Consider the following 12,637-nt stretch of genomic DNA (forward strand, 5'->3'; position numbering starts at 1 on the left):
ATAAAAGCCAACCCTTTCCCCTAAATAATATAAAGCTCCACAGATCGTCCTAAAAAATGAAACCGCCTCACAATTGACTTGTGAGACGGCCTCTTCCTTTTTTATAATGTAAATCTATTACTGACTAAACTTCTTCGCGTTGATCTTTCTTTCATTCTCAGTCAGATAGATCTTTCTCAAGCGCATGCTTTGAGGAGTAACCTCGATATATTCGTCCGCCTGGATGTACTCCATCGCTTCCTCCAGAGAGAATTTGATAGCAGGAGCAATCCGAACGTTATCATCACTTCCGGAAGCACGCATATTTGTTAATTGCTTTCCTTTAACTACGTTGATCACTAAGTCATTGTCGCGGATATGCTCTCCTAAGATCTGCCCTTCGTAAACTTCTTCTCCCGGATCAACGAAGAAACGACCTCTGTCCTGAAGTTTATCGATAGAATAGGCTGTTGACTGCCCTTTATCCATTGATACCAATACTCCATTCAGTCGGCCGGGGATCGATCCTTTCCATGGTTCATACGCTTTAAAGCGGTGGGCCATAATTGCTTCTCCAGCTGTAGCGGTAAGCACGTTGTTCCGCAATCCGATAATACCACGAGAAGGGATGTCGAATTCAAGATGTTGTAAATCGCCCTTTGGCTCCATCACCAACAATTCACCTTTCCGTTGTGTTACCAGCTCGATTACTTTACCAGCTACCTCCCCCGGAACGTCAACGATCAACGTCTCCACCGGCTCGCATTTAACCCCGTCGATCTCTTTAACAATTACCTGAGGTTGTCCTACCTGCAATTCGTAGCCTTCGCGACGCATTGTCTCGATCAAAACTGACAAGTGAAGAATACCTCTTCCATAAACAAGGTACGCATCAGGAGACTCGGTTTCGATAACCTTTAAAGCAAGGTTCTTTTCCATCTCCTTATATAAACGCTCACGTAAGCGCTGGGAAGTCACAAATTTTCCTTCTTTCCCAAAAAACGGCGAGTTATTGATGGTGAACAACATGTTCATTGTTGGCTCATCAATTTTAATCACCTCTAGTTGCTCCGGATTTTCAAAGTCTGCAATCGTATCGCCAATATCAAAACCTTCAATACCTACTACTGCGCAAATATCTCCTGACCGTACTTCCTGAACCTTGATCTTGCCAAGTCCTTCGAAGGTATAAAGCTCCTTGATCCGGCTCTTCTGAATTTTTCCATCTCTTTTCACAAGAGATACTGGCATATTTTCCTTGATTGTTCCACGGGCAACACGACCGACAGCAATACGACCAACGAAGGAAGAATAATCAAGTGAGGTAATTTGCATTTGAAGAGTACCCTCACTAATTGGAGCTGGAGGTATATTTTCCAAAATTGCGTCCATTAGTGGGAAGATATCTTGAGTTGGCGTTTTCCAATCAGTACTCATCCACCCTTGCTTGGATGAACCATAAATTACCGGAAAATCCAACTGCTCTTCGGTAGCATCCAAGTTAAAGAATAACTCAAAGATCTGCTCATAAACCTCTTCCGGGCGACAGTTCTCTTTGTCTACCTTATTAACAACCACAATAGGTTTAAGTCCTAAAGAAAGCGCCTTTTGTGTTACGAAACGCGTTTGAGGCATCGCTCCCTCAAACGCATCACACAGAAGCAATACACCATCGGCCATTTTCAGAACCCGCTCTACTTCACCTCCAAAGTCGGCGTGACCAGGTGTGTCAATGATGTTGATTTTTACATCTTTATATCGAACTGAAACGTTTTTAGATACGATGGTGATTCCGCGTTCACGCTCCAGGTCATTATTATCAAGGATAAGCTCGCCAGTTTCCTGATTATCGCGGAAGATAGCGCAGCTGTGTAAGATTTTGTCAACCAGCGTAGTTTTGCCGTGGTCAACGTGTGCAATGATTGCAATATTTCTGATATTCTGCATGAAAAATGCGTATAAAAAATTTTGGCAAAGGTAAGGTTTTATATCGGTTTTTCCGTGCTTTTATAAAGCTTGAAATTAAATGACACTCAGGGACTAACAGAGGCTTACTTTTGTAATATGGGAGCACAGGAAATGATAGTAGCGATTTTATTTTTGGTCGCATTATTTTTTGTAGGAAGAATGATCTATAGGAATCTACAAGTAAAGAAAACTTGCGGCCAGAATTGTAAATGTGGCATCGACTTTTCCGCTATAGATGTTCCGGAAAGAAAATAACTATTTTTCGATCAGACAAACTGCATAGGCAACCACCCCCTCCTCGCGCCCGATAAAGCCCATCGTTTCGTTGGTAGTGGCTTTAATCGATATGTCGTCTTCGTCTAATCCAATTGCTGCGGCAATGTTTTTTTTCATGGCTGGAACATGGGGGTTAATTTTAGGTGCTTCAAGGCAGATCATGGCGTCAATATTGCCAAGACGCCATCCTTTTTCAGAAATTAACCTTACACACTCTTTTAACAATACCAAACTGCTAATACCCTTCCATCTGTCATCTTTATTCGAAAAATGATATCCGATATCTCTCAAGTTAGCAGCTCCGAGAATGGCATCACAAATGGCATGCACCAGCACGTCGGCATCAGAATGCCCAAAAGCGCCTTTATCATGTTCCAATGTAACACCTCCCATCACAAACGGATGTCTCTCTTTTAACTGGTGGACATCAAAACCAAAGCCGACCCTGATTTTCATCTATTGGAAACTAAAAAGTAAAGAAAAGCGAAGCGTATTGGCCATCGGGCTTTTTTGCTGGTTGGCAAGAATGTAGGAAAAATCGAGATTGAAGATATTGTATTTCACACCTGCACCTAAAGTCAGATACTGCCGGTTACCTTTTGCAGGATTTTCGTAAAGATATCCGGCTCTAAGAGCAAATTGGCGATTGTACCAGTATTCACTACCTACAGAGTAACTAATCTCCTGCAACTCCTCGGAAAAACCTCCCGGGGCATCAGAAAAAGAACCGAAGATTCCGGCAGGAACCGAACGATCATCATCCTTCCCACTGATTACTTTTCCATTCTCATCACGCACCGGCGGAGTGGGAACCAATAGCTTGTTGATGTCAATGGTGAAGGTAAACTCACTCAAATCATCATAAAGAGTGGCTGCGGAACCAAGTTTCAGGTTCGTAGGTAAAGGAATCCGAGCTCCTTCATTACTCGTATAACGAATCCGGTTCCCAATGTTAGAAATGTTTAGTCCTACGGCAATTCGTGCGTCACTCCCTAAAAGGAAGGTCTCATTTTGAAAATAAGCGGACGCGTCTGCTGCAATGGCCGTGGCTGGACGGATTTCTGCTCCGCTACTTAAAACATAACCGCCCGCAAGGTTTGAACGAATGAATCTAATAGCAGTCCCAAGGGACAAGTTTCCGAATAGACGAGCGTACGTTGCATCAATGGCAAATTCATTTGGATTATAGGGTGTAACTGCATCGTTCTCACCTTGGGTAAATTCAATATCCCCTAGAGAAAAATAGCGAAGGGACCCTCCAATCACATTCCTGTCATCGAGTTTGTAAAAGCCGGAAAGGTAGGCAAGATTAATGTCTGGCACCAGCCGTTGCAGCCAAGGACTATACGACAATGATAAACCGGCTGTATCTTGTATAAAAGCCAACTTAGCAGGATTCCAGTGTGTAGAATTAGCGTCTGGAGTAGTTGCTACGCCTGCATCTCCCATAGCTCCAGCTCGGGAATCCGGTGCGATCAACAGAAAAGGGACTCCTGCATTAATTAGATTAGTCCCCTGTCTCCCGTCTCTGGTCACCTCTTCTCCACTTCCACTTTGCGCAGCTGCAGTGGATACAGATAATAAGGCAAGTAAACAAGCTATAAGTTGAACGCCTGTCCTCCTGTAAACTCTCATGGTTTAAAAGTATTAAAAAAATATCTCAATATAGAAATTGACTTCTATAGCTACTGGTTATATTGGGTTTACTTGTGCTGTAACCCGCTCCGCTAAAATTACGTAGTAAGGCCATCTATTTATAATTATAATGGAAATAAATATTGTTTGCCGTATTTGTTTTTGGCTATATTTAGTTAATTAATGCTCATTAATGAATAAAATGAAAAGATTATTACTTTTTACAACAGGGTTGCTTGCGCTGGGGATTTTGGGGACTGCTTGTAAAAGCAAAAGTGGCGGAACATCATCCAAAACTGGGTGGTCGTATAACGACAAGTACAACGGAGGATTTCAGGTAGCCAAAAAAGTGAAGCCAGGACCTGGCCCTGGATTGATTGCAATTGAAGGTGGAACTTTTGTGATGGGAGGAAGTTTAGACCAGGATTTAGCTTATGAATATGACAACCTAAGAAGAAGGGTTACTGTAGCTTCCTTCTATATGGACGAAACAGAAGTCTCGAACGTGGACTGGTTGGAATATCTTTATTGGATAAACCGTAACTTCCCTGAAGACAGAGAATATTATTACAATGCCATTCCTGACACCCTGGTATGGCGTCGTCCCTTATCTTATAACGACCCATTCGTAAATAATTACCTTCGCCACCCTGCTTATCAGGATTATCCGGTAGTAGGAGTAAGCTGGGAACAGGCGAACGCCTATGCTGAGTGGCGTACCGACCGGGTTAATGAGCAAATCCTTCGTTCAAAAGGGATTTTGATGGACTACAAAACTCTTGCCGGTGGAGGCAAAGGCAGCAGAGGAAAATCTGCTGGTCCGGCTACAGCTTCAACTTCAGGCCCCTTCAACACCGATATTTATCTGAATGGACAGTACCGCGGTGAAGGTGTTGACGGTAAAAGGATGCTGAAAGATCTTAATCCATCTGCACAAGCAGCAACAGGTAAAGATGCTCCAAAAGGAGGGGCCAGAAGACCTGCACGACTTGAAGATGGTATTCTTAAGGATGCCTATCGTTTGCCAACGGAAGCTGAGTGGGAATACGCCGCTCTTGCTTTAGCAGGAAATACAGAGTTTGAAAATATTGAGGATGGTAAGATCTATCCATGGAACGGTTTAGGAGTTCGTTCAGCAAAGAAAAGCACTCGCGGTTTGATTATGGCGAACTTTAAACGTGGAGAAGGTGACAATATGGGTACAGGTGGATACCTGAACGATAAAGCGGATATCACCGCACCTGTAAAAGCTTATCTACCTAACGACTTCGGTCTTTACAATATGGCTGGAAACGTTAATGAGTGGGTTGCCGACACCTATAGAAAGCTATCTTTTGAAGATTTCGAAGACTTTAACCCTTTCCGTGGTAACCAGTTTGTAAACAAAAGACTAGAAGACAAAGCAAAAGGAAAATATGCGAAGGACAAATACGGCCGTCCTATCAAGGATCCTGCTCCTGCACGTAAAAAACAAACATGGGCAGAGTTAAATGGAGGTGCTTCTGCCGATTCTAGCGATGCCTCTTCTATCGCCGGCAAGGCCTACAACCCTGACTTCCGTGGTCATAAAGATACAGTGAACGAGAATCTTTACGGGGTAGCTACTCTAGTAAATGACCGCTCGAAAGTATATAAGGGAGGTTCCTGGAACGACAGAGCTTACTGGCTAAATCCAGCTACAAGAAGACACCTTCAGCAAGACGAAACCAGCGCAGAAATTGGATTCAGATGTGCAATGAACATGGTTGGTACTGCTGAGATCTCTTCTAAAGGAAAACCAAAGTTCACTCAACCAAGATCAAAGGCCCCTACAAGAGCGAGATAATCTTGGAAGTATATAAAGCAAGAAAGCTCCGACAGTCAAACTGCCGGAGCTTTCTTGCTTTATAAGCTATGCTGCTTTATTATTACTGCGTTAAAGCGTACTGGATCAGATTTGCTCCCATTCTTAGTGCCTTCAGCCTTGTTTCTTCAGTGTCCCCAGCATAAGTTCCCGGATCTTCCCAACCGTTTCCCAAATCGGATTCATAAGTATAATAGCAAACAACCCTTCCCTTATAAACGAGTGCAAGGCCCTGGGGTCTCTTTCCATCATGTTCATGGATTTTAGGCAAGCCCTGTGGAAAAGAAAATTTTTGCTTATAGATGGGATGATTGGCGGGAAGCTCTAGAAAGTTTAACTCCGGAAAAACCTTCTTCATTTGCGGTCGGATGAACTTGTCCAGACCGTAGTTGTCATCGATATGCAGAAATCCTCCACCTACGAGGTATGTTCGCAAATTCTGCGCTTCCTCCTTCGAGAACTCAACATTACCGTGACCTGTCATGTAAACGAATGGATAATTAAATATCTCGGGGCTACTCGCTTCAACAATTGCTTCTTCCACATCGAAGTTGGTACCCAGGTTCTTATTACTAAACTTAATAAGATTGGAAAGTGCCGTACGATTTGCATACCAGTCGCCTCCCCCATTGTATTTCAACTTTGCTAATTTGTAACTTGGCGGAATAAAGGAAGCGGAAAGAATAACAAGCAGCGAGACAAAGAAAAACTGTGGCTTCATCTGTTTAAATAGTTTATCTCAAAACAAGCTTCCAGAGCTGCAGTTTCAGTCCTCAACCTGCTCGATCCTAAGGTGATGGGAAGAAAGCCATTTTCTTGCGCTAATTGAAGCTCTTCTCTCGTAAAATCACCCTCCGGCCCGATCAGTATCAGGTACCTCCTACCCAGCTCGGTCTTCTCTTTTAACGGAAACTTTTCACCTTCCATGCAATGTGCAACAAATTTTTGATCCGCAGAGCTTATTGTTTCAGAGATGAAATTCCTAAACCGTCGGGGCTCATTTAAAATAGGGTGATAAGCCTTCAGCGATTGCTTGACGGCTGATGTGATAATTCTATTGAGTCGTTCTGTTTTAACTTCTCTTCTCTCAGATCGATCGCAAATGATCGGACTAACTTCGTCAATTCCTATTTCGGTAGCCTTCTCCAGGAACCACTCCAGCCTTTCTATATTCTTGGTGGGAGCAACGGCTATATGGAGGTAATAATTTCTCTTCCCGTAGTCGGTCTGTTTTTCTAAAACCTGAAGTATGGTTTTCTTGGCATTTGCGGATGTGATTTTAGCTTTATAAAATCCGCCCTTACCATCAACAAGGAAAACCTCATCATCCGTATCCAGCCTTAATACTTTAATACAGTGGCGGCTTTCCTCTTCATTCAGCTGATAATTATCCCCGGCAATATCGGGAGTATAAAATAAAATCATTCACCTTCTGGTTTAATGAAGGTCTACTGCGTCCTCCTGGTTAATTACAAGATCTAGTTTTACCGATTCAATGTTTTGCTCCGTTTTTTTAAGAACAGTGAACGTATAACCATAAAAATCCTTCCTCTCGCCCACTTCGGGAATCTTTCCAAAAAGATCGCTCACTAAACCTCCAACAGTATCGTAGTCGCCATCCTCTGGAAGATCATGAGGTAGATATTCGTTTACATCGTAGATTGTTGCAGCTGCATTCACAATAAATTCGTTGTCCGAAATCTTCTCCACTATTGGCTTTTCTTCATCAAACTCATCCTGAATCTCCCCTACCAGTTCTTCCACAATGTCTTCCAGCGTCACCATCCCAGCTGTCCCCCCGAACTCATCCAACACAATGGCTATCTGAATCCGGCGTTGCTGAAACTCGCCTAACAAGTCGTTGATCTTCTTAGTCTCCGGAATGAAATAAGGCTTTCTGATCAGATCCTTCATGATCAGCTCTCTCTTGGTAGCTATTACCGGTAAAATATCTTTTGCGTGGATAATCCCTACAATTTTATCAATAGTATCATCGTATACCGGAATGCGGGAGTAACCTTCCTTTATGATTGTTTCGAGAATTTCCTCCGAACTCGTGTTCAGTTCAATACCTGAAATCTTGGTACGTGGTACCATGATATGCTTGACTACCCGCTCGTTGAAATCGAACACATTCTTAATTAGCTCATGCTCATTCAGATTCAACGCGCCCGTTTCTTTCCCCTGTTCCAGCAGGTACTGCAATTCCTCGGAGCTGTGGGCCGATTCATGTCCGCTAATTGCTTGAATGCCGAAAAGACGTAGGATAGTGTTTGCTAGCCCGTTCAGCAACCAGATAAAAGGCCTGAAAACCAGGTAAAAAAAGTGAAGAGGCAATGATACACCCATCGTAACCCCAATGGGCTGTTGAATAGCTATACTTTTAGGGGCTAGCTCTCCAAATACAATGTGTAAAATAGTTATGATTGAGAATGCTATAATTGGTGAGGCCGTAGATGAAAAAGATTGGACAAACTCAGGCGACGAGCCGAAAGACGTCAACAGATTGCTCAGGAGATGCTCCATAATATCCTCCCCAACCCAACCTAAACCAAGGGAAGCCAAAGTAATTCCAAGTTGAGTAGCTGCGAGGTACCCATCCAGGTGATGGGTAATGTGCTTGGCTATTTTAGCTATCCTGTTGCCAGTCTTCGCTTTGATCTCAATCTGTGAGGCACGGACTTTTACAATAGCAAACTCTGCTGCTACGAAAAATCCGTTCAGAAAAACCAGAAAAAAAGTAAGGAATATCTGAAACCCCATTTAATTAAACATTAGTAACAAAAGTGTTCTGGTAAAGCTCGAGGCTTTCGCTGATAACCCTGAAAGCATCTTCTTTTCCCAGTAACTGCTCGATGGTAACGTTTTTATGTTCCAGCGCCTTATAGTCCTGGAAAAAACGAACGATCTCTTTGGTTGTGTGTGGCGGGAGGTTTTCCAAATCTTCGATATAATTCACTGACATGTCGTTTTTAGCAACAGCAATGATTTTATCATCCTGCTCACCATTGTCAACCATGTGCATCACCCCAATTACTTTGGCTTCGATAATTGACATAGGATATACGTCCACTGAACATAGAACAAGAATGTCTAGCGGGTCCTTATCGTCACAATAGGTTTGAGGAATGAATCCGTAATTAGCTGGGTACATCACAGACGAGAACAAAATCCTGTCAAGCAATAACAGGCCCGAATCTTTGTCCACCTCGTACTTAGCTTTGGAGCCCTTAGGTATTTCAATTATTGCGTTTACAAACGATGGCAATTGGCTGCCTGGGGATACTTTATGCCACGGGTGTTCTTTACTCATGTTCCAAATATATTTTGTTCAACTTTTCTTTTATCCTTTTGTTTAGGTCAATTTTCTTTTTAGATAGGTCCAGATTAATGGTACTGCAGTTACAACGATGAACCCTATTATGATGAAAGATAAATATTCGTTTACCTCTTTCTCAAACCGCATTCCTAGAAAATATCCCAGCAAAGTAAGAGAGGTGATCCAGAGAAGCGCACCTGCTACGTTATAAAAAGCGAATTTCCGGATGTTTACATTTATCATCCCCGCTACGATAGGAGCAAAGGTTCTGACAATTGGAATAAAACGTCCTGCTATTAAAGCAAATGCTCCCTGCTTTTTATAGTACTCTTCCGCGGCAAGGAGGTATTGTTTCTTAAAGAATACAGAGTCTTTCCTTTCGTAAAGCACCGGCCCTGTCTTCCGGCCGAACCAGTATCCCACAAAATTTCCGAGAATAGCGGCAAGAATAAGGCCTAAAACAAGTACGGTAATAGAGACGTCCAACTTTCCGGTAGCAACGAACATACCCGCCAGAAACAGCAAATAGTCGCCAGGTAGAAAAAAACCGAAAAAAAGACCCGTTTCCGCAAAAACCACAAAAAGGAGAACATAATAGCCTCCTTCCCTAAGTAATCTTTCTGCATCAACGAGTTGGTGAACCGAGTCCCAGAGATCATTCATAATCGAATACCCGTAAAGCTACGAATATTAAAATAATTTTTGATTCAAATAAATCAGATAAGCCTTGCTATAAACTCAGGATAGATCCCGAGAACGACAGTCGCAGCCGCGGAAACAGCCAATACAACTTTGAAATAGGCAGGCACAACGAGCTCGTTCCTTTCAGCATCTTTAAAGTACATTGCGATAACCACGCGGAGGTAGTAGAAAATACCGATAATAGCGTTTATTACCCCAAAGACTACCAGCCATGTATGTAGACCCGACAAGGCCTTTGAAAACATCATGAACTTTCCAATAAAACCAGCGGTAAGTGGAATTCCTGCAAGCGAAAGCATCGCTATTGTTAGCGTAAATGCCAGGAACGGATTCTTTTTGGCAATCCCATTGAAGCTATCAAAACTATCGTTACCTACCTGTCTTTGAAGTAGAATTAAGACCGCGAAGGCTATTATAGAGGCTATTGAATACGCTGCCGCATAGATGAAAATGGCGTTGTGCGATGTTCCCGTCAGGGAGATCAGAGCAAATAACATATAGCCTACGTGAGAAATACTTGAATAGGCTAACATCCGCTTAAAATGCTGCTGATAAACAGCTGTTACATTGCCCACTAGAAGCGATAAAGCAGCTAAGGCCACCAAAATCGGGATCCAGAAGTCCTGAAGCGGAGTAAAACAAAAGGCAAACAACCGTAGGAAAGCAGCAAAACCTGCAGTTTTAACTACTGTGCTCATGAAAGCAGTAATTAAGGCAGGAGCGCCCTCGTAAACATCAGGAGTCCAAAAATGAAACGGTGCAGCACCTACTTTGAATGAAAGTCCGATAGTAAGGAGAAGGATTCCAGCGTAAAAAATAGGAGACACTTCCGAAGGAGCAGAAACAACATAGTCGCGGATGCGAGCTAAATCAAAAGAACCTGATGCGCCGTAAATAAGTGCTATCCCAAACAATAAAAATCCCGTTGAAAAAGCACCCATCAAAAAGTACTTTAAGGCCGCTTCGTTCGATGCGAAATCGCGTTTTTTAATTCCGGCCAGAATGTAGAGGCTCACAGACATAATCTCCACGCCAATAAACAACATGGAAAGGTTATGATATGATAGCATCACGATAATCCCTGCAAGAGAAAACAACATTACTGCGTAATACTCCGCTACGTTCTCGCTGATGCGTTCAAAGTAGTCTTTAGATAGCAGAAGGATGAGTATTGTAGATATAATAGTGATGCCTGAAAAAGCAACAGCAAAGTTGTCAAACAGCATCATTCCATTAAAGATGGGTTGAGCATTAGTGCCCCATTCCATAACTGCAAAGACCAGCGCGGCTACGAGTCCCGCCAAGGAAACAGGCAGTAAGGCATTCTTAGCTTTAAACAGGCCAAGATATAAAACTAGTATCGCGAGAAGAGATATCGTGATTAATGCACTCATGTCAAATCAAAATTCAATCTATTTTATTAAAAGGTACCGGAAGAGCCGCTTTGAATCTTACCCTCTACGAATTCAACAAGAGAGTTAACAGTAGACTCAGAAAGATCTAAAAGACGTTTCGGATAAATCCCGATAAACAACACTAGAGCACAAACAACCACCAGCACTAATTTTTCTGTACCGTCAACATCTTTAAATACAGACGTCTGTTCATTGTTCTTGCCGAGCATCACCCGCTGGTACATCCTTAGCATGTAGACCGCACCAAAAATGATCGTTAGGCCAGCTATTACGGAAGCCCAAATATTGTAATGGTAAACACCCAGCAGCAACAAAAATTCTCCAATAAAACCGTTTGTTAAAGGTAGTGCTACCGTTCCTAGCAAGACAATCAAAAAGCCAATGGCAAATGTAGGGGCAACCTTAGCAATTCCGCCCATTCGCTCTATTTCTCGGGTATTCATCCGTCTGATGATAATATCCAGGATAAAAAACATTCCAAAAACATTGATCCCGTGATTCACCATTTGAATCATAGCTCCCTGAATCCCATGGGTATTCCAGGCGAAAATACCTGCTGCTATAAGACCCACGTGTGCGATAGAGGAATAGGCTACCAATCGTTTAATGTCCTTTTGGGTAAACGCAATCAGTGACGCATAAACAATACCGGTAATCGCAAGGACGATCACCATAGTTTTATATTCCCAGAAGCCAAGAGGAGCTACGGGTATCAGCCAGCGTATTACCCCGTAAATCCCCATTTTAAGCATGATTCCTGATAGAAGCATTGTTCCTGCTGTTGGAGCTTCCGTGTATGTGTCAGGTTGCCATGTATGAAAAGGAAAAACAGGCATTTTAATAGCAAATGCAAGGAAAAATCCCCAAAAGATCCACCGTTGCGTTGCGGAATCCAGAGAGAGACTGTAGAACGCCTGAAGATCGTAACTCTTGTCGGGAGTTTGTTGAGCCAGGTAGATCATCGCCAATAGCATGATTAAACTTCCTGCTATGGTATAAATGAAAAACTTCAAATTTACTCGAACGCGATTTTCTCCTCCCCAGATGGCACAGATGAAATAGATCGGTATTAGCGCTGCTTCCCAGCCAACATAAAAAAGGAAAGCGTCAAGAGCAGTGAAAACCACAAGTAAGCCCGACTGCATAAACAGCACTAGGCCATAAAAAGCTCCAGGGTTCCGGTAGTTATGTTTAAAGCTGGCCAGAATTATAAGTGGGATTAAGCCATTGGTAAGCAAGACCAAGACCATGCTGATCCCATCTATACCAGCATTGAAACGAGATCCAAAGCTGGTTAACCAGGGGTAATCAACAGTAAATTGTGCCCGCGGATCGTTAGCATTAAAAGCTGTAAGCAAATAGGCTGTTAAAGCTAGTGATAGCAATGACCAGATAAAAGCCGCATTTTTTGCCTGTGCAGATTTACCAAACAGCGAAACAAGAATTGCTCCGGCGATTGGTAAAAATATAAGCAGTAAAATTTCCATCTATAGTGTTATC

At 42.7% G+C, this 12,637-nt stretch carries 11 protein-coding genes; 1 reads left to right on the top strand and 10 read right to left on the bottom strand.

Translation table 11 applies throughout. The features are described from left to right. Window positions 1-117 precede the first annotated feature (117 nt). The 3 genes from typA to porV form a co-directional block, all read right to left on the bottom strand. The gene (gene typA, locus J4N23_RS17750) at window positions 118-1,926 is read right to left on the bottom strand and encodes a translational GTPase TypA (RefSeq protein WP_207429179.1); all 1,809 of its coding nucleotides are present in this window, start codon (window positions 1,924-1,926) and stop codon (window positions 118-120) included. A 276-nt stretch (window positions 1,927-2,202) separates the two neighbouring features. Further along, the gene (gene ispF / locus J4N23_RS17755; protein WP_207429180.1) at window positions 2,203-2,679 is read right to left on the bottom strand and encodes a 2-C-methyl-D-erythritol 2,4-cyclodiphosphate synthase; all 477 of its coding nucleotides are present in this window, start codon (window positions 2,677-2,679) and stop codon (window positions 2,203-2,205) included. Beyond that, the gene (porV, locus tag J4N23_RS17760) at window positions 2,680-3,858 is read right to left on the bottom strand and encodes a type IX secretion system outer membrane channel protein PorV (RefSeq protein WP_207429181.1); all 1,179 of its coding nucleotides are present in this window, start codon (window positions 3,856-3,858) and stop codon (window positions 2,680-2,682) included. Window positions 3,859-4,060: 202 nt separating this feature from the next. On the opposite strand from porV, the gene J4N23_RS17765 reads away from it, so the two are divergent. Continuing rightward, the gene (locus tag J4N23_RS17765) at window positions 4,061-5,683 is read left to right on the top strand and encodes an SUMF1/EgtB/PvdO family nonheme iron enzyme (protein WP_207429182.1); all 1,623 of its coding nucleotides are present in this window, start codon (window positions 4,061-4,063) and stop codon (window positions 5,681-5,683) included. An 82-nt stretch (window positions 5,684-5,765) separates the two neighbouring features. Here the strand turns inward: J4N23_RS17765 and J4N23_RS17770 are convergent, their stop codons facing one another. From J4N23_RS17770 to J4N23_RS17800, 7 genes are read right to left on the bottom strand one after another with little or no spacing between them, the layout of a single operon-like run. Next, window positions 5,766-6,422, bottom strand: a complete 657-nt coding sequence (locus J4N23_RS17770; protein WP_207429183.1) for a DUF4159 domain-containing protein — start codon at window positions 6,420-6,422, stop codon at window positions 5,766-5,768. After that, window positions 6,419-7,126, bottom strand: coding sequence for a 16S rRNA (uracil(1498)-N(3))-methyltransferase (locus tag J4N23_RS17775; protein ID WP_207429184.1), 708 nt, complete (start codon window positions 7,124-7,126; stop codon window positions 6,419-6,421). The genes J4N23_RS17770 and J4N23_RS17775 overlap by 4 nt, the downstream gene beginning before the upstream one ends. A gap of 12 nt (window positions 7,127-7,138) precedes the next feature. Beyond that, complete coding sequence (locus J4N23_RS17780; RefSeq protein ID WP_207429185.1) at window positions 7,139-8,464, bottom strand: hemolysin family protein; 1,326 nt, start codon at window positions 8,462-8,464, stop codon at window positions 7,139-7,141. 4 nt (window positions 8,465-8,468) lie between these two features. After that, entirely contained in the window at window positions 8,469-9,014 is a 546-nt protein-coding gene (locus J4N23_RS17785) for an inorganic diphosphatase (RefSeq protein WP_207429186.1), read from the bottom strand. A 42-nt stretch (window positions 9,015-9,056) separates the two neighbouring features. Then, window positions 9,057-9,683: a DedA family protein gene (locus J4N23_RS17790; RefSeq protein ID WP_207429187.1), complete on the bottom strand. Its 627-nt coding sequence runs from the start codon at window positions 9,681-9,683 to the stop codon at window positions 9,057-9,059. Window positions 9,684-9,736: 53 nt separating this feature from the next. Next, window positions 9,737-11,116, bottom strand: a complete 1,380-nt coding sequence (locus tag J4N23_RS17795; RefSeq protein WP_207429188.1) for an NADH-quinone oxidoreductase subunit N — start codon at window positions 11,114-11,116, stop codon at window positions 9,737-9,739. 26 nt (window positions 11,117-11,142) lie between these two features. Continuing rightward, on the bottom strand, window positions 11,143-12,624 hold the full coding sequence (locus J4N23_RS17800; protein WP_207429189.1) for a NuoM family protein: 1,482 nt from the start codon (window positions 12,622-12,624) through the stop codon (window positions 11,143-11,145). Window positions 12,625-12,637: the final 13 nt, after the last annotated feature.

The organism is Pedobacter sp. SYSU D00535 (assembly GCF_017355855.1).
GTDB lineage: Bacteria > Bacteroidota > Bacteroidia > Sphingobacteriales > Sphingobacteriaceae > Desertivirga.